Source organism: Brucella cytisi (assembly GCF_038433355.1).
Classification (GTDB): domain Bacteria; phylum Pseudomonadota; class Alphaproteobacteria; order Rhizobiales; family Rhizobiaceae; genus Brucella; species Brucella cytisi.
The window spans coordinates 94208-117226 of the sequence record NZ_JBCAUP010000001.1 but is presented as its reverse complement, the minus strand read 5'-3'; the positions used below and the strand labels follow the sequence as shown (position 1 = coordinate 117226).

Below are 23019 nucleotides of genomic sequence, written 5' to 3'. Positions count from 1 at the left end.
TCTGTTCTGTATAGATATGGCATCATGTCGACCGATGGTTGATCGATTTAAACATATTGCTTATCGCTTATTATCAAGAGCTGAACTACACTTGGCTATGCAGCGGGGGAAGTGCAGCTTTGGGACTCGACCAGAACACTTTGTTTTTTGCGACAGGTATCTGCTCTCTGGCAGTAGGGCTGACGATTCTCAGCGTCTGGTATCAGAACTCGCGTGACAAATTTCTGCTCTGGGGCTGCCTTGGCATGATCCTGCTCGGCACGGGGGCAGTACTCTACTATGCGGGGCCTTTGCCGCTGGCTACGGCCTCCATTGTCGCCTTCGGTCTGGAGAGCGTCGGTTTCATCTTCCTGATTGTCGGGTCACGGCAGATTTCCGGACGTCCGATACAACGGAGCTTTCTGGTCGTTCTGGCGATTGCTGTCATATGCGCGACGACGCTGCCCATTCTGGCCGGACAGATGGGCACGGGCACGGCGATCTTCAACCTGACTTCGGCCCTGTTGCTCCTGCTGACGGCGAAAGAATATTTCCATGTCTATCGGGAAGCGCCGGTTCCGGTCATTGGCATGATCGTTCTTTATACCCTGACAGCGATTTCATTCTTTCTGTGCGGCGCTGTCATCCTGCATCAACAACAGTGGGTCATGACTACGATCCCAAGCAATTGGGCTGAAGATATCAATGCCATCACCGCAATCATAGGCATTACGGGCATTGGTGCGCTGTCGCTGAATTTCACCCAGTCGCGCATTGCGCGTCGTCATGCCAACGAGGCGCGCACCGACAGCCTGACCGGATTGCTGAACCGGCGCGCGCTTTATGACGTGCTGGACGATAATGAACTGCAGCTCGGGGATTCAGTCGTGATCTTCGACCTTGATGCTTTTAAATCCATCAATGATACGCATGGCCACATCGTCGGGGATGAAGTGCTGTACACGTTCTCCGGCGTTCTGCGTAATCATGTCAAAGGTCAGGCTCTCATCTCCCGCATCGGCGGTGAGGAGTTCGTTCTGATCTTGAGGCAGAAACATAATAGCGATGTTCTTGCCTTGGCTGACACGATCCGAAAAGCCTTTTCGGCGATCGTGTTCGAGGCTTCGGCTGGAGATTTCTCAACGACGACCAGCGCAGGTATCGCTTTCTGCATGCCGGGTAACGAAGATTTCCAAACGGTCTTCCGCAGGGCAGATGCCGCGCTCTATCGTGCCAAGCATCTGGGCCGCAACAAGGTCTGCACCGAACTGCACAGTGTCGCTTGAACTTCTTTCAAATGAAAAGGGCCTGAAATCAGGCCCTTTCGCTTTTCATTCCGTCATTACATCACGTACCGAAGCGCTCTTCGCTGAGCGCCGCCGCCATCAGAGCCTTGGTATAATCTTCGCGCGGGTGATCGAAGACCTGTTCGGTATCGCCCTGTTCGACAATCTTTCCGTTCTTCATCACAATCACATAGTCCGAAACGGCCCGCACGACCGCCATGTCGTGGCTGATGAAGAGATAGGACAAGCCGTGGTCTTTCTGCAGGTCGCGCAACAGGGCGACGATCTGCTTCTGCACCGAACGATCGAGCGCGCTTGTCGGTTCGTCGAGCACGATCACGCGCGGTTTCAGGATCATCGTGCGCGCAATGGCGATGCGCTGGCGCTGGCCGCCGGAAAATTCGTGCGGATAGCGATTGCGCATGGCCGGGTCCATGCCGACTTCCCGCAGGGCCTCCTGCGCGCGGCGATCACGCTCTTTCGCCGAAAGGTTCGGTTCGTGGATCAGAAGCCCTTCGGTGATGATGCGTCCCACCGTCATGCGCGGGCTGAGCGAGCCAAAAGGATCCTGAAAAACGAGCTGCAATTCGCGGCGTTTCGGACGCATCGCCTGCGATTCCGTCGGCAATTCCTTGCCGAGATAAGCGATGCGGCCTTCTGATGGGAGAAGACGCAGAATGGCGCGACCGAGCGTGGACTTGCCGGAACCGGATTCACCCACGATGCCGATGGTCTGGCCTTCTTTCAATGTCAGCGAGACATTGTTGACGGCGGTGAGATAGTTCGCAGCGCCGAGCCATGGTTTGCTGATAAGAAAATTGACCTTCACATTGTCGGCGCGAACAAGCACCGGCGCGTCGTCACGGGGAGGGGCCTTTTCGCCTTCCGGCTCCGCATCGAGCAGCATCTTCGTATAGGGATGCTCCGGTGCGGTGAAGAGCTTTTCCGTTTCGTTGGTTTCAACCACTTCGCCCGAACGCATCACATAGACCCGGTCGGCGAAGCGCCGCACGATGCCAAGATCATGCGTGATGAAGACCACCGCCATGCCCAACCGCTTCTGCAGATCGGCCAGAAGATCGAGAATCTGCGCCTGAATGGTGACATCCAGCGCTGTCGTCGGTTCATCGGCAATCAGGATATCCGGTTCGTTGGCGAGCGCCATGGCGATCATGACACGCTGCCTTTGTCCGCCTGACAGTTCATAGGGATAGCTGTCGATGCGGCGTTCAGGTTCTGGAATACCAACCAGCTTGAGCAGTTCAAGAATGCGCGGGCGCGCCTGCTTCTTGTTCATGCCGCGATGATAGCGAAGCGGCTCGGCAAGCTGGTCGCCGATGGGGTAAAGCGGATCGAGCGACGTCATCGGCTCCTGAAAGATCATGGTGATCTTTGCGCCGCGGATATTGTTCAGTTTCTTTTCGGACATGCCGATCAGATCCTGACCGCGATAGAGCGCCTGCCCGGTTGCCTTGCCGTTCTGGGCCAGAAGGCCCATCATGGCCATGGTTGTCTGACTTTTACCGGAGCCGGACTCGCCGACAATGGCGATGGTTTCACCGGCTTTGACATCCAGATTGATGCCGCGCACTGCCTCTACCGGACCGTCATGCGTGTCGAATGTGACCTTCAGGTCGCGCACGCTCAGAATGTTTTCACTCGTCATCTCAGCGATCCTTCGGGTCAAGGCTGTCGCGCAGGCCATCGCCAAGGAAGTTCAGCGCAAACAGGATGATGGTCAGCGTTGCGGCAGGCCAGATCAATTGCCAGCTTGCGCCGCGCATGTTCTGGGCACCTTCGGAAATCAGCAGCCCCAGAGAGGTGAGGGGGTCCTGAACACCGAGACCGAGGAAAGAGAGGAGACTTTCGAGCAGGATTGCCTTCGGCACCAGCAACGTCACGAAAACGATGACCGGGCCGAGCGCATTCGGAATGATGTGGCGGGTGATGACGCCGCGCCGTGTCGCGCCTAACGCTTCCGCAGCCTGCACAAATTCCTGACGTTTGAGGCTCAATGTCTGTCCGCGCACGATGCGCGCCATATCCAGCCACTCCGTCGCGCCGATGGCGATGAAGATGATGAAAATGGATCGCCCAAAGAAGACGAGCAACAATATCACAAAGAAGATGAAGGGCAGCGAATAGAGAATATCCACGAGCCGCATCATCACATTGTCGATGCGCCCGCCGAGATAACCGGAGACAGCGCCATAGGACACGCCCAGAACCAGTGCCATCGCCGAGGCAAGCAGGCCGATGGCAAGCGACATGCGCACACCGATGAAGATGCGCGTCATCAGATCGCGGCCCAGATTATCGGTGCCGAGCAGAAAATAATTGCGCGCCACGTCGAGGGTCAGCTTGCCCGACAGCCCGTCTGTAGCGATCTCGATTTTCGGATTGCTGAACAGGTCGGAGCGCTGGAAATAACGCAGCACACGTTCGTCCGTCGGACGCTGTGCGGTGAAGTCGACAACGACATTGTTGCCGTTCAGTTCCGGTTCGCCGGCAACTTTCAGCCGCGCACGGGCAAGTTCGCGTTCAAGGCCTGGCATGATTGTATCTTCACGCGGATAGGCTTCGAGGCTCGGTGCCACACGCACGAACTGCGGATAAATCTTGTCATAGGGGTGCGGGCTCAGCATCGGGCCGAAAATGCCCAGAAAGGCCATCAGAAGAAGGACGATAGCGCTTGCCACGGCAGCCTTGTTCTTGCGCAGGCGCAACCATGCGTCCTGCCAGAGCGAGCGGCTTGGAACTTCCAGCCGGGCTGTTTCCGTCGGTACAGTAAGATCAGTCATAGCGAACCCTCGGATCAAGCCATGCATAAAGAAGATCGACGATCAGGTTGAACACCACGACGAAGACCGAAATGACAACAACGGTTCCCATGACGAGGGTGTAATCGCGGCTAAGCGCGCCCTGCACGAAGTAACGACCGATGCCGGGAATGCCGAAGATCGTCTCGACCACGACCGAACCTGTGAGCAGGGCTGCAGCCGTCGGGCCGAGATAGGATACGGCGGGGAGCATGGCGGCACGCAAGGCATGCACGCCCACGACCACACGCGATGGCAAGCCATAGGCGCGGGCAGTGCGCACGTGATTGGCGCGCAATGCCTCAATCGTCGCGCCACGCACGAGACGCGCAATGACGCCGACCTGCGGCAATGCAAGCGTCAGGACCGGCAATATCCAGTAGGTTATATTGGCCGAAGACCAGCCGCCCGCAGGAACCCATCCGAGAATGACGCCGAACAGAAGGCTGAGGAGAGGGGCCACGACGAAGTTGGGCGTGGTGATGCCGAATGTGGCCAGCGCGACGACGAAATAGTCGACAGCTGAGTTCTGCTTCAACGCCGCCAGCGTGCCGAGGAATGTTCCGATGATCGCTGCAAGCGTCAGACCGAGCGTGCCGAGCATGATAGAAACCGGCAGGCCGGAAGCGAAAAGATCGTTCACCGAGAAGTCGCGTCGCGTGAAGCTCGGTCCAAGATCGCCGTGCAGAAGATTGCCCAGATAAATCAGATACTGCTGCCATAGCGGCGCATCCATATTATAGGCCTTCTTGAGGTTCTCCAGGATCAGTGGATCAATCGGCCTTTCAAGGTCGAAAGGTCCGCCGGGCGCAAGCCGGATGAGAAAGAACGTCAGCGTGATGATGATGAATATCGTGGGTATCGCACTACCCAATCGTCGGAGCGTATAGCCCAGCATGTTCTTTTCCCTTCTTTGCCGTACCGCTTTGAACGATCCGGCAAATCCCACTAAGGGCTTGTTTCATTTTGTTTTTAGTTCTTTGTCGATAACCAGCGCGTGCCGTGCGAATTCATGAGGTTATCTTCGTAACCCTGAACACGGTCGGCAACGAGGGCGGTGGACGAATAATACATCAGCGGCACGACAGCGCCGTCGCCGAGCAGTATCTTCTCTGCTTCAGCCAGGATTTTTGCGCGCTCGGCGAGATCGGTCGTCGTTGCAGATTTTGCCATCAACGCGTCGTAATCCTTGTTCGACCATTCGGCATAATTGAAGTAATTGCCGGTGGTATAAAGCTCCAGGAACGAATTCGGATCGTTGTAATCGCCGATCCAGCCGTCACGGGTGATGTCGAACATCCCCTTTTCCTGAAGGTAGTTGTAGAAGGTGGCGCCTTCGACTTCGTTGAGCGTTGCCTTGATGCCGATATTGCCCAGCATGTTGGCAAGCGCTGCCATGGTATTCTTGTGGTTTTCCGAGGTGTTGTAGCGCAGCGTCACGGAAAGGCTGCCCGGTTGGACACCGGCTTCCTGCAGCAATTCCTTGGCTTTATCTTCGCGGTCCAGCACATCCTCGTCGCCGAAATCCAGCTTCGGCGCGTCCTTGACGTAATTCGCAATGCCGGGCGGCACCATGGAACTGGCTGGCAGCATCACGCCGCGCCAGACTTCATTGGCGAGGAACTCACGATCGACGGCCATCGATATGGCCTTGCGCACGCGCGGATCGCGCAGCTTGCTCGATGGCTCGCCTTTGATGTCGACATAATAGATACCGAGATAGGGAGCGAGGCGGAACTGACCGCCGAGGTTCTTCTTCACATAGTCCATCTGTTCGGCAGGGACATCGGAGCAGATATCGACTTCCTTCGCCTCGAAGCGGCGCATGCAGCTTGCGCGATCCTCGAACGGTATCCAGTTCACCGCATCGATCTTCACATTGGAAGCGTCCCAGTAATTTGGGTTCTTCTTCATGGAGATCTTGTCATTGGGAGTGAAGCTGACAAGCGTATAGGCGCCATTGGTCACCATGTTGCCGGGCAGGGTGAACTTGTCGCCGAACTTCTCGACAGCCTTCTTGTTGACCGGGAAACCGGTCTGATGAGTGAGAAGTTCGAGGAAATAAGGGGCAGGGTTCTTGAGAGTGATTTGCAGCGTCTTGTCGTCAAGCGCCTTCACGCCAAGCTGATCGACCGGCGTCTTGCCGGTAGCAACTTCCTCGGCATTCTTAATGGCGTAAAGGACGCTGGCATAACCGGCAGCCGTCTTCGGGTCCATGATGCGGCGAAAGGAAAACTCGAAATCACCGGCGGTAACAGGGTCACCATTCGACCATTTGGCATTTTCGCGCATGTGGAACGTGTAGGTGAGGCCGTCCTCGGAAATATCCCACGATGCAGCCGCTCCGGGAATGGCTTCGCCCTTCTCGTTTTGCACCAACAAACCTTCATAAAGGTCGCGCAGAACACGGTTTTCCGAAACGGTGGTGGTATGGTGTTGGTCCAGCGTGGCGGGATCGGTATCGTTGCCCCGGTTGAGCACTGTTTCTGCCGATGCGGCACCGGTTAGCGCCATCAGGCAAACGCCTGTCATCAGGAATCCGCGAACCATTGTAAAAACTCCCATATGCTTTTTAAAAAATGTTAGCCCCGACAAAAGAGGGCCCTCCGGAACTGCCGGAAGAGAAAAGGGCCGCGCCAACAGGCGCAGCCCAAGCTGAAAATTTATTGCTTAAACGAGAGCCAGCGCGTCTTGTGGCTGTCCATGAGGTTGTCGTTCCAACCGTCGATCTTGTCCGAAACAAGGGCGCGCGACGAATAATAGAGGATCGGGATATTGCTCATCTCATCGAGCTTCAGCTTTTCGGCTTCCGCCAGCGTCTTGGCACGCTCGTTGAGATCGAGAATCTTTTCGGCCTTTGCCATCAGCGCATCGTAATCGGCGTTCTTCACCTTGGAATAGTTGAAGCTCACATTGCTCTGGCTGATGAACAGGAAGTTCTGCGGATCGTTATAGTCACCGATCCAGCCTGCACGGGCGATGTCAAATGGACCGTCGTCGCGCATGAAGTTGAAGTAGGTCGCACCTTCGGTCTCGTTCAGTGAAGCCTTGACGCCGATATTGCCGAGCTGATCGGCGATGGCGGCCATGGTATTCTTGTTGTTTTCCGAGGTGTTATAAAGCAGTTCGATTGAAAGCGTGTTCGGTTCGACGCCAGCTTCCTTCAACAGTTCCTTAGCTTTGTCTTCGCGTTCCAGCATGTCATCGGAATAGTCGAGCTTCGGCGCATCCTTCACATAATTGGCGATGCCCGGAGGAACCATCGAATAGCCCGGAAGCATGGTGCCCTGCCAGACCTGATCGGCGATGAAATCACGGTCGATAGCCATGGAAATGGCCTGCCGGACGCGTGGATCCTTCAGCTTGCTGTCGGCGGTCTTGCCCTTTACCGGCAGATAATAGACGCCGAGATAAGGCGCCATGCGGAATTCCTTGGAAAGGTTCTTCTTCACATAGTCCATCTGCTCGGCCGGAACGTCGGAGCAAATCTGCACTTCCTTTGCCTCAAAACGGCGCATGCAGCTTGCGCGATCCTCGAACGGTATCCAGTTGACCGTATCGATCTTCACCTGATCCGCTTCATAGTAATACGGATTCTTCTTCATCACGATCTTGTCGTTCGGTGTGAAGCTTTCCAGCATATAGGCGCCGTTCGTCACCATCTTGCCGGGCGTGGTGAACTTGTCGCCATTTTCCTCGACGCTTTTCTGGTTCATCGGGAAGCCGGTCTGGTGGGTCAGAAGCTCAAGGAAATACGGAGCAGGGGCGTTCAACGTGACCTTGAGCGTATGGTCATCGACGGCTTCAACGCCGAGCTGGTCAGTCGGCTTCTTGCCACCGGCAATATCTTCGGCATTCTTGATGATGAACAGCATGCTGGCGTACCCGGCGGCTGTCTTCGGGTCCATCAGGCGGCGGAAGGTGAACTGGAAATCACCGGCCGTGACCGGATCGCCGTTCGACCATTTTGCGTCATCGCGCAGATGGAAGGTGTAGACCGTACCGTCTTCGGAAACATCCCAGGATTTGGCAACGCCCGGAACTGCTTCGCCGTTTGCGTTCTGAATAGTCAGGCCGTCATACAAGTCGCGCATGACATTGCCTTCAGCCACCGTCGAGGTGCGGTGATGATCCAGTGTCGCCGGATCAGTGTCGTTGCCGCGATTGAGAACGACTTCAGCCGAAGCTGCGCCAGCCAGCGCCAGAAGACACACACCTGTCAGTAGAAATTTACGATACATTTGAGAACCCCTCCTTTGAAATTTTTGGAATGGCCCGCATCTTATGGATAAGCGCGCCACTTGCAAGAGAACTTATCAACACTTTGACTTAATTAACATATTCACATTTTCTTGAGCGAATTAAGTGCTCGCATTCTGGTACGGAACTATGGGTTTTCGCCGGATTTACAAAGTAGAAATGCTCGCTGAGCGCGCCCGAAAAACGCCGTAATTTCCGCCGTTTGCGACGTTTGAATGTCAGCTGAAACGAGGTGGAAAAACGGTCCGATTCGCTGGAAGTTACATGCTCGTTTTCAGTGCTATTTCTCTGGTGCTTGGTGCCGCGAATATTCAGGGCTTAGCCATCGATAGCGCCGCAAGCGGTTGTCGCCATGTTTCAAGACAGATGGATATGAGTTAGTTCCATAATACATGTTATGTGATCGACGTATATAGCAGGGGTGGGTTCTAGCTTGAAGTGCGACTTGCGAACGATAACAATGAGTTATCCCAAGCAAGGAACCCGTCATGGACCGCACCTACGCGCATATTGACTTGGATGAGCGGCGCAAGATCGCGCGCTGGCGTATGGCAAATATTTCTGTCGAAACTATCGCCGAGAAACTTGGCCGTCACCGTTCAACCATTTTCCGTGAGCTCAAGCGCAATCAGTTTAACGATGATGAGATCAAGGATCTGACCGGTTATTACTGCACGGTTGCGGATCAGAAAGCGCGTGAGCGGCGATCGCGGCAACGCAAGCTCATTCGTTTTGCTCATTTGCGTCAATCGGTTGTCGACCGCATAAGCCATGGGTGGTCACCACAACAGATTGCCGGCAGAATGCGGTTGGAACGTCACCCCATTTCTGTCAGCCATGAAACGATCTATCAGTTTGTCTATTCTGCCGAGGGTCGGAAAGATGGGCTTTGGAAGTATCTGCCCGAGCGCCGTACCAAACGACGGCCACGACATGCAAGACGACGTCATGGACGCCGTTTTTCGCCGGAACTGAGCATCCTGCACCGTCCAGACGTAGTGGCCAAACGCAAACAGTTTGGGCATTGGGAATGTGATTTGATCCAGTTTCGCAAGAAGTTCGGCAAGGCCAATGTAACGTCTCTGGTCGAACGGGTCAGCCGCTTTACCGTCCTGTTGCGCAACAATGATCGTCAATCAAGGCCGGTGATGGACGGTGTGATTAGGGTACTCCAACCCCTGCCCCAAATGGCGCGTCGCTCGATCACCTTTGATCGGGGCACCGAGTTCACAGAATGGGCCTATCTGCAGGCAGGGACTGGATCGCAAACATGGTTTTGCGACCCACAATCACCCTGGCAAAAAGGCACTGTCGAAAACACCAACAGACGCACCAGACGCTGGCTTCCAAGAGACATCGACCCGCTGGCAATAACTGACCGGGATCTGACATTCATTTGCAGTCGCCTCAACAATACGCCGCGCAAATGTCTGGGTTACAAAACACCGGCAGAGATCTTCCGTCAGAAACTTGTCGCAAACAGACATCGCTATGAATAAACTCATACCGAAAAGTCGCGCTTCAGCCTGAATTCACATTTCAATAATTCCGATTGGTCGAACAAGGATTATGACGCGCTGATTATAAGATCGGAAACGATGACGACACCAGAGCGCGGGCTGAAACCCTTGCTCAGGCAGAGCGTATTCTGCTGAAAGAGGTTCCAGTCATCCCACTGCTCTACCCATCTTCACAAGCGCTCGTGGCAGACAAGGTTGAAGGCTACAGCGACAATCTGATGAACATACACGCAACCCGCTGGCTGTCTCTTAAAAGCAAATGAAATAAAGGCTGGTTGTATGGCCATCGCGCGGACAGGTCGCGCGGTGGCCTGATTCCAATGTTTCAATCAAAACAGGAAATGCTCTAGCATAGCACTTTCAACTGAATCAGTTTCCGACGAGATCAAAACGGTGGGGTATGAATCCAGCAATCGAGCAGCTCTTTCCCGGCTTTGAGACGCGGGAGGTGGAAACGAATGATGTTCGTTTCGCGGTCATGACTGGTGGTAAAGGCCTGCCGGTTCTGTTGCTGCACGGTTATCCGGAAACCATGGCTGCATGGCATCGCATTGCCCCTGAACTCGCCCGCTCCCGCACAGTCGTCGTGCCTGATCTGCCGGGCTATGGACGAAGCCGCATCACGTCCAATCCGGTTGGATCCGGATCAAAACGCCGGATGGCCGCTAGTCTGGTCGCGTTGATGCAGGCGCTCGGGCATGAGCGGTTTGTTGTGATCGGGCATGATCGCGGTGGGCGTGTCGCCTATCGCATGGCACTGGATCACCCGGACAAGGTGGTTGGACTGGTATCCGTGACAGTCGTACCGACTCCGGAAATGTGGGAAGGCGCCAGCAAGGCTTTCGGCATGGGGGCGTGGCACTGGTTCATGCTGGCACAGCCCGAACCGCTGCCTGAAATGCTTCTTTCCGGCAATCCTCGTTTCATGATCGATACGTCCTTGCAGAAGATGGCGCATGGTCTCAACAAGCTGCATCCGCTTGCACTTGCGGATTATCGGGAAGCCTTTGACAGTGCGGAAGTCCGGCACTGGATATGCGAGGATTATCGCGCAGGCGCAGGTGTGGATGAAGCTGACGATCTTGCGGACCGGGCGGCAGGACGGCGCATTCATGCGCCGGTTCTGGTTTTCTGGGAACAAGGCCGACGCTATGGCGGCGGGCGTGAACCGCTCGATATATGGGCAGACTGGGCCATCGATGTTGACGGCGAAGGACTGGTTGGCGGGCATCTTCTGCCTGAGATGGCTTCAGGTCCAATACTGACTCGGTTAGACCCGTTCCTGCGGAGAATCGATGCCTGTGCATTGGCGGCAGAACAAGTACGTGACCGTTAATCTTATTGAAAATCCCGCTATGTGGCTTTATGCGAAAGCAATCTTCCATATTTTTCCGTGGCAGAGACGTAATGAAATTTTATTTGCCGGGCCTAGCAGGAAATCTGTTGCGCCAGGCTGACACCCGCATCGGAGGAGAACCGGAATGGATTTCACCCTGACACGCCGTCAGACATTGATGGGACTTGGTGCGTTGGGCATCAGCACGGCTTTCGGCTCCCCTGCCCGCGCCGCGACGCGAAATCTGGCCGTTCTCCATCTGGCGAGCCATGCACCGAGCTATATCGCGCACGAGCGTGGCTATTTCAAAGATGCTGGTCTCGATATCGAGTTGAAGTTCTTTGAAGCCGCCCAGCCCATGGCTGTTGCCATCGCATCCGGCGATGCAGATTTTGGTGTGACGGCAATGAGTGGCGGTCTGATCAGTTTGGCCGACAAGGGTGCGATCAAGGTCATCGGCGGTGCGCTTGCAGAAGAAAAAGGCATTACCGGCAATGTCATTCTGGCCTCCAACAAGGCCTATGAAGGCGGATTGACGGACCCGTCCAAGCTGGCAGGACACAGTTTTGGCATCACCACGGCAGGATCGTCATTCCATTTCATGGCGCACAAGATTGCCAAGGCCAACAATATTCCTCTTTCTGAAATCCAGCTGCGGCCATTGCAGAAGCTCGGCGCTGTTGTGGGTGCCCTGTCGACCGGGCAGATTGATTCCTGGGCCATCCAGCCCAATATCGCCAAGAAGCTCATCCGTGAGGGCGCTGCAAAGCAGATCGGCCTCGTCTCAGACTATGCGCCGGATTATCAGGTCACGACAGCATTCACATCTACCAAGAATGCGAGCGACGAGCGCGCCATGACTGAAGCCTTCGTCAAAGCCTATTCCAAGGCTATCGATGACTATAATGCGGCCTTTGTCGACAACACGGCAGACGACGCTGCGCGCGACGACATTGCAAAGATCGTGCACAAATATGTCGAAAGCGACAGCCCGTTCGAGACGGCAAAACAAAACCTGATCGATGGCGCTATGCGCATCAACAAGGGGCTGGCCCTGTCGCTCAACAGCTGCGTGGAGCAGCTCGACTGGTTCCGCTCCGAAGGTATGGTCAAGGAAGCTGTGACACAGGAAAAGCTGTTCGACACATCCTACGTCAAGACAATTTGAGACTGACCAAGGCTGGCTGAAATTGAACATTCAGTGCCCGACAGGTTTTGTCGGGCACAAAGTCCGACGACAGGCATTCCAAACCGGGATGTTAGAGCGCATCCCGAAAAGTGTGAAACGGTTTTCGGAAAAGATGCGCGTTGAACCAAAAAGATAGAGCGCGGATTTGATCCAATCATATCGAAACGCGCTCTGACGTCGAAGGGCGGACTTTCTGACTGGAGTTGAAATGGATCTGCAACTGAAGAATATCAGCCATTCCTATGGTCCGGTCGAAGTTCTCAAAGATATATCGCTTACCATCCCGCAGGGGCAGATCGTCTGCCTGATCGGCCCTTCGGGCTGCGGAAAGTCCACACTCCTGCGTTTTCTGGGCGGTCTTGAGCGGCCATCTTCGGGCGAAGTGCTGCAGATAGGTTCGCCGCCGAAGGATTCACTCAATCCCCTCACCTATGTTTTCCAGCACTTCGCGCTGCTGCCATGGCGCAGCGTGGAAGGAAATATCAAGCTGGTGCTGGAGGATCACGGTCTTGGCCGGGCGGAAATGGACAGGATCGTAACCAATGTTCTGAAGCGCACCCGGCTGTCGGATTTCCGACAGGCATTGCCGAAGCAGCTTTCGGGTGGCATGCGCCAGCGCGTGGCGATTGCACGCGCCTTGTCGGTACGTCCTGCCGTAATGCTGATGGATGAGCCCTTGTCGGCGCTCGATAGCCAGACACGGGAACTGCTGATGGATGACCTGATTGCGCTGTGGACGCGCCAGCCATTCACCTCAGTCTATGTCACGCACAATCTCAACGAGGCAGTGCGGCTCGGTCATCGGGTGGTGGTACTGTCGCGAAGGCCGGGACGGATCAGGGAAATAGTCGATATCGATATTCCCCTTTCCGAACGTCATCTTGGCGACCCTGTTCTGGAAGAAAAGCAGAAGCAGCTCTGGGAGCTGATGCGGGCGGAAGCGCAGGCAGCAGATCAGGAGTTGATCAATGGTTGAGATCGCAGAAATGAAGCAGTCCAGCCAGGATGTTCGCCCGGTTCCTTTCCGAGGTGGCGGTTTCGCACCTCAGCCGGTGCGCCACATGGCCCTAATCCTGTTTATAGCGCTGCTGGCGCTGGCGGAAATCGGAACCCGCAGCGGCTTCATATCCAATCTGACATTGCCGCGCCCATCCGCCGTGCTGGAAACCTTCGTCCAGCTCTGGCAGACCGGCCTTCTGTGGCAGCATCTGCTGCCATCGCTGCGGCGGCTTGTTGTCGGCGCCAGTCTTGGCATCGCGGTCGGTGTGAGTCTCGGGGTAATGATCGGCTTGTTCAGCTATGTCCGCGCCGGTCTGGTGCCGCTCGTTGCCGCCCTCTTTCCGATCCCGAAGATCGCACTCCTGCCGCTTTTCGTGATCTGGTTTGGCATCGACGAAATGTCGAAATATATGCTCATTGCCTTCGGCACCTTTACGCCCACCGTCGTCGCCACTTACGGCGCGGTCGACAATGTGGATCGTTCGCTTGTGCGCATGGGCCAGAGCTTTGGTCTCGGATGGTGGTCGATCGTGCGCAAGATCATCCTGCCCGGCGCATTTCCTGCGATCCTGTCCGGGCTGCGAGTGTCGATCTCCATCGCCATCATTCTGCTGGTCGCAGCCGAAATGCTCGGCGCCCAGTTCGGCGTCGGTTCCTATATCCTTGAAGCCGGATCACTCTACGATCTCGAAAAGCTGTTTGCCGGAGTCACAATCCTGTCGGTGATGGGACTGATCGTCAATTTCATCATCGGGCAGATCGAGAAGCGTTTCCTGACCTGGCGCGGCTGATCGCAATAATATTTCGTATAGACATATTTTGTCGACAGAATGAAATGCGTTGTTCGCTTTTCGTTGCATGTTCTTACCGGGGCGTTATACGAAGGGACTCTATCGCAAATTTTTGCGTCTCATTTTAGATGGGCAAGACACCGCGTCTTGTCTGTTTCCCCATTCATGAGGCGCTACCCGAAAAGGAGCGGAAATATGAGCCGTTATGGCAAAGCACATCGTCAGTTCACCGGATGTGACGAGCGATGAGCGCCGAACCAAGCCGTATTCAGCCGGAAGAAACACGCAAGACCGCAATCGCGCTTAAGGATGTGCAGATTTCGTTCAAGCTGGCCGATGGCGGCCGCTTCGATGCTGTCGCCGAAAGCAATCTTGAAGTTGCTGAAAACGAGTTCGTGGCGATTGTCGGTCCGACCGGCTGCGGAAAATCCACATTGCTCAATGCCGTTGCCGGGCTTCTTGTACCGGCCAGCGGTACTGTCGAAATCAGCGGCCAGCGGCTGCAGGGTCTCAATCGCAAGGCAGGTTATCTCTTCCAGCAGGATGCCCTCATGCCCTGGAAGACTGTCTTGGACAATGTCTCCATCGGGCTGGAAATTGCAGGCACCTCGAAGGCTCAGGCGCGCGAACAGGCCCGTGAGTGGCTCGGTCGCGTCGGTCTTGCCAGTTTCGGCGACCGCTATCCGCATATGCTGTCGGGAGGACAGCGCAAGCGCGTCGGCCTTGCGCAAGTGCTGATCCGCAATCCGAAATATCTGCTGATGGATGAACCCTTCGGTCCCCTCGACGCACAGACGCGGGTTATCATGGGCGACCTTCTGCTGGACCTGTGGTCGCAGGACAAGAAGGCGGTCATGTTCGTGACCCACGATCTGGAAGAGGCTATCGCGCTGGCGGATCGCGTCGTCATCATGTCCGCCGGGCCGCGGGCCCGCATCATGGCCGAATATAAAATCCCCCTCGCCCGCCCGCGCGAGATTTCCGAAATTCGTCTCGACGACAAGTTTCACGAAATTCATCGCGAAATATGGAGCGCGCTCAAGGAAGAGGTTCTCAAGGGCTATCAGCAGACGAGTGGGGAAAAGAAATGAAAAAGCCTATGCTGTTTCTGGCGCAGCTCAGCGTGGCTGTCGCCGTTATTCTGGTCTGGCACCTCTTCACCGCCACCCATCTGCTGGGTAATCCGGCCAAAGCGAAGTTCTTTTTTGCGACGCCGGGCGATGTGGCGCAGCGCATCTACAAATGGTTCTCCGATGGAACGATCTGGTATCATCTCGGCATCACATTGCTTGAAGCCATGCTGGCCTTTGCCATTGGCGCAATTGGCGGCGTGCTGATCGGGTTCTGGTTTGCACGCAAGCCCCTGCTCGCAGCAATCTTCGACCCCTATGTGAAGGCAGCCAATTCGTTGCCGCGCGTCGTGCTGGCGCCGATCTTCGCGTTGTGGCTCGGCCTCGGCATCTGGTCGAAGGTGGCGCTCGGCGTCTCATTGGTCTTTTTCATCGTCTTCTTCAACGTCTATCAGGGCGTGAAGGAAGTGAACCAGACAGTGCTCGCCAATGCGCGTATGCTTGGCATGAACGAGCGCCAGCTCCTGCGCAATGTCTATCTGCCATCGGCGCTGTCTTGGATGTTTTCAAGTCTGCATACGGCTGTCGGCTTTGCCGTCGTCGGCGCGGTTGTCGGCGAATATCTCGGCTCGTCGGCAGGTCTCGGCTATCTGATCCATCAGGCGGAAGGCGTGTTCGACGTCACCGGTGTCTTTGCCGGAATGCTGGTGCTGACAGCATTCGTACTGCTCATCGATTGGGTCGTGTCCATCGTCGAGGAGCGCCTGCTTGTCTGGCGCCCGAAAGCTGCCGGACACAATGGTTAAGAGGATTCAAGGAGGAAACCATGAGGACAACACGTAGAGATATATTGCTGGGCGCCGCCGCTTTCGGGCTTGCGGGTATTGCCTCGCGCTTGCCTGCCTATGCGCAGAATGCATCGGCGACGCCGGAAAAGCCGGAGCTAATGTTCGGTGTTGGTGGCAAGCCGCTCTTCTATTACCTTCCCCTCACCATTGCCGAGCGCAAGGGTTTCTTTGAGGAAGAAGGCATCAAGGCGACCATCAATGATTTTGGTGGCGGCGCAAAGTCCCTGCAGGCGCTGATCGGCGGTTCGGTCGATGTGGTGACGGGCGCATACGAACACACCATTCGCATGCAGAACAAGGGACAGGACATCAAGGCCGTCTGCGAGCTTGGCCGCTTTCCGGGCATCTGCATCGGCGTGCGCAAGGATCTCGCCGGCGAGATCAAGACGATTGCCGATCTCAAGGGCCAGAATGTCGGCGTCACGGCGCCGGGCTCTTCGACCTCGCTTTTGCTGCAGTATGCGCTCATCAAGAACGGTCTGGCAGCAGATGCCGCTTCGATCATCGGTGTCGGCGGTGGCGCAAGCGCGGTCGCAGCCGTCAAGAAGGGCGAAATTGCAGCCCTCGTCCATCTTGACCCGGTCATCACGCGACTGGAAGTGGATGGCGACATCACCTTGCTTCTGGATACGCGCACCGTAGAAGGCACGCGCCAGCTTTTCGGTGGCACCAATCCGGCCGCGACCGTTTATGTGCAGCAGAGCTTCATCGATGCAAATCCGGTAACGACGCAGCGGGTCGTCAACGCTTTCGTCAAGTCGCTGAACTGGATTCACAAGGCTTCTGCCGATGACGTGGCTGATGCTGTGCCGGAAGAGTATCTGCTGGGCGACCGCGAGCTTTACAAAACCGGCTTCGAGAAGTCCCGCGCCATGTACTCCGAGAAGGGCCTGATTGCGGAAGACGGCTTCAAGAGCCTGTTCGAAATGCTCAAGGCGCTCGATCCGGAACTGGCAAGTGCGGATATCTCATTTGCGCAAACTTTCGATCCACGTTTCGTGGAAGCCGCAAAGGCATAATCCGCGTTGGGCAGGGGTATTCCCTGCCCTTTGCACCTTCGTCGACGGAAATTCAAAAGCGGCTCTTGGCAAAGCGCTCCTGCAGCCATTGCGCGGCTGGCCCCTGCCGTCGCCGCTTGTTCCAGATAAGCTCAAGCGCGACCGGATGCGCACCTTCGTCGAACTGCAGTTTCGGAATGACGAGTTCCGGTGCCAGCGGTGAATCCTGCAAAATATGTTCGGGAATGAATGCCCAGCCGATCCCCCGCGTGAGGATCTGCAGGATAACCCAGTGGCTCTCCACCCACCAGACCTCGGCACCCACTCGCAGACGACGGCTTTCAGCCGTATCACTGTGCTTTCGGGCCATGATCTGGCGAAACGATCTCAAATCTTCCCAGCTGACCGCCGTATGAGCCAGTTGATGCTCTCGCCCGCAGACGAGAACCAGAGGCACCCATCCGATGGTGTGGAAGCCAAGTTCATCCGGCATCTGCTCGGCGCGCCACATCACGCCGAGGTCCGCCTTTCCTTCCAGCACAAGCCCGCTTATTGCCGTTGACGGCGGAAAAGTAAGCTCCAGTTCGACATGCGGGTATTCCTGCGCGAAGGCTGCAAACAGCGTCGCGATAGCCGGTTCGGGATAAAGCTCGTCGATTGCAACCACGAGACGGCTTTCAACATGATCGCCGAAATTTCTGGCGACGGAAATCAGATGTTCACGCCGGGCAAGCAGCAACCGCGCTTCCGGCAACAGCCTCGCACCGGCATCTGTCAGCACCGGATTGCGGGATGCACGGCTGAACAGCTTGACGTCAAGATCGTCTTCCAGCGAGGAAACCAGCACACTGACGGCGGACTGCGCCTTACGCAAATATCGCGCAGCAGCGGAGAACGAGCCGTGATCCGCTGAGACCACAAAGGCCTCTAGCTGTTCGAGTTCGATACTCATTTATCGCAAATCCAGATAGTATCTAACTTTTCTTATCGCCAGAATAAGATAGAAGCACGCGCATTAACAACAGGGATTAAAGGAAATGCGCAGTTTTATGGACCGTGTCCGCCACGCAACGATGTTCGAAATCATCGGTCTGGCGATCTTCATACCCGGTTCCGCCTTCATTCTGGACAAGCCTGCAGCAGAGATGGGCGTGATCGGGGTTGTTTCGGCAACCACCGCAACCGTGTGGAATTTTCTGTTCAATCTGGGCTTTGACAAGGCGATGCTGCGTTTCACGGGTAGCGTCAACAAGAGCATGGCTGTCCGTGTTCTTCACGCAATCCTTTTTGAAGCCGGATTGATCGTGCTGCTGATCCCGTTCATCGCCTGGTATCTGGGAATTTCGCTGATTGCCGCCCTTGTGATGGATATAGCGATTGTCGTTTTCTATCTGGTCTATGCGTTTGTGTTCAACATTGCATATGACAGACTGTTCCCGCTACCGCTCGGGCAGACCGCAGAAGCGGTTTGACATCGCTTCAAGAGTGGCGCGGCCGCGCCTTAGAGGCTGAATCCAAAAGCGGCATATGTGTGCGAAAATGGTGATTTTAGAGTACCGGAGCACAATGTACTTTTGGGTACATGAGCACCGGAACGGAGACAAATTGCCATTTGCAGCCACACAGGGCGAGTTTTGGAGCGCACTCTCAACAGGGGGCGCGGCGCTTGCGCAGGTTTGCCTGCCGTTGCTCCCAGGCGATGAGCAGCAGGCTTGCCAGCACGATGAGGAATGCACCGGCAAACACATTTGCTGCCGGAACTTCCGCCCAGATGAGATAACCGTAGATAAAGGCCCAGATGAGCCCGCTATATTCCACTGGCGCCAGCGCCGAGGCGGGTGCATGGCGAAATCCTTCATAGAGAAGGAACTGGCCCAGCGTCGATACAAGTCCCAGACAGATCATCAGAAGCCAGCCGGAGAGATCGGGGTCCTGCCATGTCCACGGAAAGGACAGCGCGCAGGCCAGACCGAAAAGCAGGCCGGTGGCATACATCTGCGTCATCGTGGTTTCGCTGCGGCTGACGAGCCGGACAAGGATCGTGCTGCACGCCCAGCAGAAACCTGCCATGATGCACATGGCGGCGGGAATGAGATTGGGCGAATGGGTGGGATTAGCAGCAACCGTTACACCGACAAAACCGACGGCGCAGGCGATCCACCTCCCCGGTCCGATTTTCTCCTTGAGCACGAGGATCGACAGGAACATGACCATGATCGGTGCGGAGAAATAAAGCGTGGTCAGTTCTGCCAGCTCGAGATGGCGGGCCGCATTGTAGAACAGCAGCCACGCGCCAAGCATAAGTGCGGCACGAAGGACGATGGTGTTGCGATATGGGCTTCGGAAAATGGACGGATGGCGGCGATAGCGTATCAGTACGCCGGTAATGACTACGATCACCAAACTGCGCATGAACAATATCTGCGGCACCTGATAGGTCGCGACGAGCCATTTTACCATCGCGTCCTGAAGGGCGAAACAGGCGTAACCGCCGCAAGCAAGCGCGATGCCTGCGAGCGGTCTTGAGTTAACTGACCCGGTGACCATGGATTCCTCGATCCGGCCCTAGAATCCCTACTGCGGAAAGGGCCACGAACGCTGAATTTGCAGGACTGGAGCGTGTAAGCAAGGGGCTGATATATGACGGCCGCAGACAGGTGTGCCAATGTAGCTAGATTGCAACAAATTGGGAGGCTAAAACACCAGAGATCGATGCGCCGCAGTTCCTGCCGTCACGCCATCAGCGACCGACCAGGCGACGCTGTGCGCGCCACGGGTAATATCGCCCGCCGCAAAAATTCCGGGAACCGTTGTCGTCTTCAACCCGTCTGTCTGTATCGTTCTGCCGAGTGGCAGTTCATCCATTGCGCAGCCGAACGTGTCGGCAATCTGGCTGTTCAGCCAATTGCGTGGCCCGATGTAAAGCGCATTGAGTGGGACCAGTCGCCCATCTTCAAGCTCGATCTCTGAAATGTCGATCCCCTCGCCGTGCAACGCGCGGACCGGGCTGTGTTCTATCTTCACGCCGCGCCGTTCCAGTTCTGCGAATGCCTCCGCATCCGGCTCCAGTCCCTTGTCAATGAAGAAGGTTGTCGATCCCCATTCGGAGATCAGCATAGCCTGATGCACCGACATCGGCGACATATTGAGAACGCCAAGCTGATGGTCGCTGAATTCATAGCCGTGGCAATAAGGACAATGAATGACGGAATTGCCCCATCGCTCCGTGAGGCCGGGAATATCCGGCAGTTCATCCGATATGCCGAAAGCAAGGATCAGTCTGCGCCCTTCAATGATTTCGCCGCTATCAAGTTTGATCGCGAAGTTGTCGATTTCGCCATTACCGGAAACAGCCTTCCCTTGTGTGAACGTGACAGTCGGATAGGCTTCGACCTGCGCTTTTGCTGTTTCCAGCATGGACAGCGGGTTGCTGCCGTCCTGCGCAAAGAAACCATGCGAATGTTCGGCGAAACGGTTGCGCGGCTTTCCAGCGTCGATCACGCGGACAGATCGTCTGCCGCGCGCCAGATAGGTTGCGGCAGACAAGCCAGCGAAGCTGCCGCCGATAATGATTGCATCATGATGCATGACTGCTCTCCAGATCGAATGTTACGCCGCGCTCCAGCGCGCGCTGATGAAAATCCGCGCTCAGCATGGCCAGCGTGACCTCGCCAAAACGCTCCAGAAGAAGGTTTTCGGCGTCTGTGAATGCCTTGCTGAGCGAGGCATTGACTGCCTGCTCCACCAGACAGCCTGGCATTTCGGTGCGGTTTCCCATGGCCAGAAGCGCTGGTTCCCCGATGGCCTCGTAAATATCGCGCAAGGTAACCTTATTGAGGTCGCAGGCGATCTCCCACCCGCCGCCATGTCCCTTTTCCGAGCGAACATAGCCCTGCTCACGCAGGCCGCCCATGACACGTCTCACGACGACTGGATTGGTGGTCATGGCCTTGGCGAGAACCTCCGATGTGACCGGCCCTTTATGTTCCGCCATGTGGAGAAGGACGTGCAGAACGCCCGATAATTTGCTGTCTCTTTTCATGTAACTATAAATGTTACGAGAATCAGTAAATGTCAACACAACCAGTGAAAAGCATTGGGTCAGATAATTGTGATCGTTACGGAGTGGTTTGGATTATCTATAGATTTCAGGTTTGTAACGGCTGCCAAGACGGTAACGATTGCCAGCGTAGATCAGCTTGTTGACGGTCGCAACCGTTTCACCCGTCCATGTCCGGCGGTCCAGAAGCAGGCAGGCAATACCATCATCGAGACGCAGCAGACGCGCAATTTCCGCGTCTGGTGTTATCGCCGAAATGACCTGCTCAACCTCGGTCATCGGGGTGCTTTTCTGAAGATAATCGTAAGTCGTGATAGCCCGGAAGTCCTGCAATTCGTAATGCTGCACGAGGCTCGTATTGACGAACCGCTCCTCAAGTTGCACCGGCACCTCGTTTTCGAGGTGCACAATCAGCGAATGGGCGATGGGGATACTCTTATGCAGTTCGAACGCATTGAGCAGTTCGGGCGTCGGTTCGATAATGTCGAGGGTGACGACTTCGGCGCGGTGCTGCCCGCCGCGCGCCTTGATTTCGTTGGCGATGTTGACGACTTCGATCAGCGTCGTTTCCGGCTTCGGGGGCGCGACGAAAGTGCCGACGCCCTGAATACGCTTCAATATGCCCTGATCGGTCAGTTCGCGCAGGGCCCGGTTGACTGTCATCCGGGAAATGCCGAGTGCATCGACCAGTTCATGTTCCGAAGGCAGGCGATGATTACCGGGCCAGCGACCGGAGCGGATGTTGTCCAGCACCTGCGCCTTGACCTTCTCATAGAGCGGCCCGGCGGTTTCGGGCAGTTCCATGTCGGCGGCATGATGGGATTCCGATTTGTCGCCAGCACCCATGAGTCACATCCCTGTCCGTATGATCGTTTTCAAGCCGTTCGCTTCACCGGCAATCAGCCGGGCATAGGCGTCCGGAACCTCATCGAGCGAAATTTCCCGGTCGACAAGCTGCAACAGCGACGCCTCAAGATCGGGCAGGACTTTTGCAATTTCACGCAGTTCGTCCTGATAGGCATGGCAGCCGATCAGGCTGATCTCCCGCTCGACCAGACTATTCGGATCAAGCTCGATCATGCCGTGGGATATGCCGACCAGTGCCAGCGAACCGCCGCCGGAAAGCACGTCGAGCATTGCCTTGAGGACGCCGATATTGCCGGTGGCATCAATGGCATAGCGGATTGGCTGGCCATCGAGTGCGGCTTCAATTGCCGCCTTGTCGAGCGGAACCCTGGTTGCGCCGGTGACAGTTGAAACAAGACTGGCGCGCTGCTCGTTGCGGTCGCAGACCAGCACCGGGCCGTCATGCAGGTGGGAAAGAAGAAGCGCTGCAAGCCCGCCGATTGGCCCGCAACCCACAACGAGAACCGCCTCGCCCGACGGTACGCGCTGCTTGCGGATGGCGTGCAACGCCACCGAAAGCGGTTCGCCCATGGCGGCGACCACCGGGTTGATGGCCGGATCGTAATGAACGAGGAGCCGTGCAGGAAGTGCTGTCTCCTCGGCAAAACCGCCATCGCAGACTTCACCGATGAACCCCAGCGTCTCGCAGACATTGTGCCTGCCGCTTTTGCAGGACTGGCATTCGCCGCACCAGTAGCGGGAGTCCGCGATCACCGTATCGCCGGGTTTGAAGCTGGTCACGCCAGCACCAGTTTCAGTCACGACACCTGCAAATTCATGGCCTGCGACCGAAGGTGACTGGTTGATCCACTGCCCGGTCATGAAATTATGCAGATCGGAGCCGCAGATACCGGCAGCCGATACTTTCAGCCGGACCCAGCCCGGCTTAGGCCGCAACGGCGGGTCGATTGTCTCGACCTGCAAATCCTTCGCCGCATAGAGCCGGACAGCCTTCATC

At 56.2% G+C, this 23019-nt stretch carries 21 protein-coding genes and 1 pseudogene; 10 read left to right on the top strand and 12 right to left on the bottom strand.

Annotated features, from left to right (window positions below):
* Positions 1 to 119 precede the first annotated feature (119 nt).
* Positions 120 to 1265 (top strand): GGDEF domain-containing protein, encoded by a 1146-nt coding sequence (locus AAE521_RS00515; protein ID WP_342060241.1) that lies wholly within the window; start codon positions 120 to 122, stop codon positions 1263 to 1265.
* A gap of 61 nt (positions 1266 to 1326) precedes the next feature.
* Here AAE521_RS00515 and AAE521_RS00510 read toward each other — a convergent pair whose 3' ends face one another.
* From AAE521_RS00510 to AAE521_RS00490, 5 genes are all read right to left on the bottom strand, one after another.
* Positions 1327 to 2931: an ABC transporter ATP-binding protein gene (locus tag AAE521_RS00510; RefSeq protein ID WP_342060240.1), complete on the bottom strand. Its 1605-nt coding sequence runs from the start codon at positions 2929 to 2931 to the stop codon at positions 1327 to 1329.
* A 1-nt stretch (position 2932) separates the two neighbouring features.
* Complete coding sequence (locus AAE521_RS00505; protein WP_342060239.1) at positions 2933 to 4066, bottom strand: ABC transporter permease; 1134 nt, start codon at positions 4064 to 4066, stop codon at positions 2933 to 2935.
* The gene (locus tag AAE521_RS00500; protein WP_010658798.1) at positions 4059 to 4982 is read right to left on the bottom strand and encodes an ABC transporter permease; all 924 of its coding nucleotides are present in this window, start codon (positions 4980 to 4982) and stop codon (positions 4059 to 4061) included. The genes AAE521_RS00505 and AAE521_RS00500 overlap by 8 nt, the downstream gene beginning before the upstream one ends.
* A 74-nt stretch (positions 4983 to 5056) precedes the next feature.
* Positions 5057 to 6634 (bottom strand): peptide ABC transporter substrate-binding protein, encoded by a 1578-nt coding sequence (locus tag AAE521_RS00495; RefSeq protein ID WP_342060238.1) that lies wholly within the window; start codon positions 6632 to 6634, stop codon positions 5057 to 5059.
* Between the two features lie 113 nt (positions 6635 to 6747).
* Positions 6748 to 8325 carry a peptide ABC transporter substrate-binding protein gene (locus AAE521_RS00490; RefSeq protein ID WP_010658796.1) on the bottom strand — a complete coding sequence of 526 codons (1578 nt, stop codon included), beginning with the start codon at positions 8323 to 8325 and terminating at the stop codon, positions 6748 to 6750.
* A gap of 507 nt (positions 8326 to 8832) precedes the next feature.
* Here AAE521_RS00490 and AAE521_RS00485 point away from each other — a divergent pair.
* From AAE521_RS00485 to AAE521_RS00450, 8 genes are all read left to right on the top strand, one after another.
* A complete protein-coding gene (locus tag AAE521_RS00485) occupies positions 8833 to 9843 on the top strand; it encodes an IS30 family transposase (protein ID WP_071633652.1) in 1011 nt (336 codons plus the stop codon).
* Positions 9844 to 10264: 421 nt separating this feature from the next.
* Positions 10265 to 11200 (top strand): alpha/beta fold hydrolase, encoded by a 936-nt coding sequence (locus AAE521_RS00480; RefSeq protein ID WP_071633653.1) that lies wholly within the window; start codon positions 10265 to 10267, stop codon positions 11198 to 11200.
* 145 nt (positions 11201 to 11345) lie between these two features.
* Complete coding sequence (locus tag AAE521_RS00475; RefSeq protein WP_342060237.1) at positions 11346 to 12368, top strand: ABC transporter substrate-binding protein; 1023 nt, start codon at positions 11346 to 11348, stop codon at positions 12366 to 12368.
* Positions 12369 to 12597: 229 nt separating this feature from the next.
* Positions 12598 to 13365 carry an ABC transporter ATP-binding protein gene (locus tag AAE521_RS00470; protein ID WP_342060236.1) on the top strand — a complete coding sequence of 256 codons (768 nt, stop codon included), beginning with the start codon at positions 12598 to 12600 and terminating at the stop codon, positions 13363 to 13365.
* Complete coding sequence (locus tag AAE521_RS00465; RefSeq protein ID WP_012092987.1) at positions 13358 to 14179, top strand: ABC transporter permease; 822 nt, start codon at positions 13358 to 13360, stop codon at positions 14177 to 14179. Before AAE521_RS00470 ends, AAE521_RS00465 begins: the two co-directional genes overlap by 8 nt.
* Before the next feature lie 245 nt (positions 14180 to 14424).
* The gene (locus tag AAE521_RS00460) at positions 14425 to 15270 is read left to right on the top strand and encodes an ABC transporter ATP-binding protein (protein WP_010658789.1); all 846 of its coding nucleotides are present in this window, start codon (positions 14425 to 14427) and stop codon (positions 15268 to 15270) included.
* The gene (locus AAE521_RS00455; RefSeq protein ID WP_071633656.1) at positions 15267 to 16055 is read left to right on the top strand and encodes an ABC transporter permease; all 789 of its coding nucleotides are present in this window, start codon (positions 15267 to 15269) and stop codon (positions 16053 to 16055) included. The genes AAE521_RS00460 and AAE521_RS00455 overlap by 4 nt, the downstream gene beginning before the upstream one ends.
* Positions 16056 to 16075: 20 nt before the next feature.
* Positions 16076 to 17116 carry an ABC transporter substrate-binding protein gene (locus AAE521_RS00450; RefSeq protein ID WP_071633657.1) on the top strand — a complete coding sequence of 347 codons (1041 nt, stop codon included), beginning with the start codon at positions 16076 to 16078 and terminating at the stop codon, positions 17114 to 17116.
* 52 nt (positions 17117 to 17168) lie between these two features.
* On the opposite strand, the gene AAE521_RS00445 is transcribed toward AAE521_RS00450, so the two are convergent.
* Positions 17169 to 18047, bottom strand: a complete 879-nt coding sequence (locus AAE521_RS00445) for a LysR family transcriptional regulator (RefSeq protein ID WP_342060235.1) — start codon at positions 18045 to 18047, stop codon at positions 17169 to 17171.
* 85 nt (positions 18048 to 18132) lie between these two features.
* Here AAE521_RS00445 and AAE521_RS00440 point away from each other — a divergent pair, with 85 nt between their 5' ends.
* The gene (locus AAE521_RS00440; protein WP_012092982.1) at positions 18133 to 18567 is read left to right on the top strand and encodes a PACE efflux transporter; all 435 of its coding nucleotides are present in this window, start codon (positions 18133 to 18135) and stop codon (positions 18565 to 18567) included.
* A gap of 9 nt (positions 18568 to 18576) precedes the next feature.
* On the opposite strand, the pseudogene AAE521_RS00435 reads toward AAE521_RS00440, so the two are convergent.
* The 6 genes and pseudogenes from AAE521_RS00435 to AAE521_RS00410 all read right to left on the bottom strand — a co-directional run.
* A pseudogene (locus AAE521_RS00435) lies at positions 18577 to 18707 on the bottom strand (flagellar basal body P-ring protein FlgI); the annotation flags it as partial.
* A 35-nt stretch (positions 18708 to 18742) separates the two neighbouring features.
* Positions 18743 to 19642 (bottom strand): DMT family transporter, encoded by a 900-nt coding sequence (locus AAE521_RS00430; protein ID WP_071633659.1) that lies wholly within the window; start codon positions 19640 to 19642, stop codon positions 18743 to 18745.
* 147 nt (positions 19643 to 19789) lie between these two features.
* Positions 19790 to 20683: an NAD(P)/FAD-dependent oxidoreductase gene (locus tag AAE521_RS00425; RefSeq protein ID WP_071633660.1), complete on the bottom strand. Its 894-nt coding sequence runs from the start codon at positions 20681 to 20683 to the stop codon at positions 19790 to 19792.
* Positions 20673 to 21137: an Rrf2 family transcriptional regulator gene (locus AAE521_RS00420; protein WP_012092979.1), complete on the bottom strand. Its 465-nt coding sequence runs from the start codon at positions 21135 to 21137 to the stop codon at positions 20673 to 20675. The genes AAE521_RS00425 and AAE521_RS00420 overlap by 11 nt, the downstream gene beginning before the upstream one ends.
* A gap of 93 nt (positions 21138 to 21230) precedes the next feature.
* Positions 21231 to 22001, bottom strand: a complete 771-nt coding sequence (gene hutC / locus AAE521_RS00415; RefSeq protein WP_010658781.1) for a histidine utilization transcriptional repressor HutC — start codon at positions 21999 to 22001, stop codon at positions 21231 to 21233.
* Between the two features lie 3 nt (positions 22002 to 22004).
* Positions 22005 to 23018 (bottom strand): zinc-dependent alcohol dehydrogenase, encoded by a 1014-nt coding sequence (locus tag AAE521_RS00410; RefSeq protein ID WP_342060234.1) that lies wholly within the window; start codon positions 23016 to 23018, stop codon positions 22005 to 22007.
* Position 23019 lies beyond the last annotated feature (1 nt).

Bases quoted from the DNA above. Each gene is read 5' to 3' on its own strand.
- AAE521_RS00510 (WP_342060240.1), bottom strand. From the start codon at position 2,931: ATGACGAGTGAAAACATTCTGAGCGTGCGCGACCTGAAGGTCACATTC.
- AAE521_RS00505 (WP_342060239.1), bottom strand. From the start codon at position 4,066: ATGACTGATCTTACTGTACCGACGGAAACAGCCCGGCTGGAAGTTCCA.
- AAE521_RS00500 (WP_010658798.1), bottom strand. From the start codon at position 4,982: ATGCTGGGCTATACGCTCCGACGATTGGGTAGTGCGATACCCACGATA.
- AAE521_RS00495 (WP_342060238.1), bottom strand. From the start codon at position 6,634: ATGGTTCGCGGATTCCTGATGACAGGCGTTTGCCTGATGGCGCTAACC.
- AAE521_RS00490 (WP_010658796.1), bottom strand. From the start codon at position 8,325: ATGTATCGTAAATTTCTACTGACAGGTGTGTGTCTTCTGGCGCTGGCT.
- AAE521_RS00485 (WP_071633652.1), top strand. From the start codon at position 8,833: ATGGACCGCACCTACGCGCATATTGACTTGGATGAGCGGCGCAAGATC.
- AAE521_RS00480 (WP_071633653.1), top strand. From the start codon at position 10,265: ATGAATCCAGCAATCGAGCAGCTCTTTCCCGGCTTTGAGACGCGGGAG.
- AAE521_RS00475 (WP_342060237.1), top strand. From the start codon at position 11,346: ATGGATTTCACCCTGACACGCCGTCAGACATTGATGGGACTTGGTGCG.
- AAE521_RS00470 (WP_342060236.1), top strand. From the start codon at position 12,598: ATGGATCTGCAACTGAAGAATATCAGCCATTCCTATGGTCCGGTCGAA.
- AAE521_RS00465 (WP_012092987.1), top strand. From the start codon at position 13,358: ATGGTTGAGATCGCAGAAATGAAGCAGTCCAGCCAGGATGTTCGCCCG.
- AAE521_RS00460 (WP_010658789.1), top strand. From the start codon at position 14,425: ATGAGCGCCGAACCAAGCCGTATTCAGCCGGAAGAAACACGCAAGACC.
- AAE521_RS00455 (WP_071633656.1), top strand. From the start codon at position 15,267: ATGAAAAAGCCTATGCTGTTTCTGGCGCAGCTCAGCGTGGCTGTCGCC.
- AAE521_RS00450 (WP_071633657.1), top strand. From the start codon at position 16,076: ATGAGGACAACACGTAGAGATATATTGCTGGGCGCCGCCGCTTTCGGG.
- AAE521_RS00445 (WP_342060235.1), bottom strand. From the start codon at position 18,047: ATGAGTATCGAACTCGAACAGCTAGAGGCCTTTGTGGTCTCAGCGGAT.
- AAE521_RS00440 (WP_012092982.1), top strand. From the start codon at position 18,133: ATGCGCAGTTTTATGGACCGTGTCCGCCACGCAACGATGTTCGAAATC.
- AAE521_RS00430 (WP_071633659.1), bottom strand. From the start codon at position 19,642: ATGGTCACCGGGTCAGTTAACTCAAGACCGCTCGCAGGCATCGCGCTT.
- AAE521_RS00425 (WP_071633660.1), bottom strand. From the start codon at position 20,683: ATGCATCATGATGCAATCATTATCGGCGGCAGCTTCGCTGGCTTGTCT.
- AAE521_RS00420 (WP_012092979.1), bottom strand. From the start codon at position 21,137: ATGAAAAGAGACAGCAAATTATCGGGCGTTCTGCACGTCCTTCTCCAC.
- hutC (WP_010658781.1), bottom strand. From the start codon at position 22,001: ATGGGTGCTGGCGACAAATCGGAATCCCATCATGCCGCCGACATGGAA.
- AAE521_RS00410 (WP_342060234.1), bottom strand. From the start codon at position 23,018: ATGAAGGCTGTCCGGCTCTATGCGGCGAAGGATTTGCAGGTCGAGACA.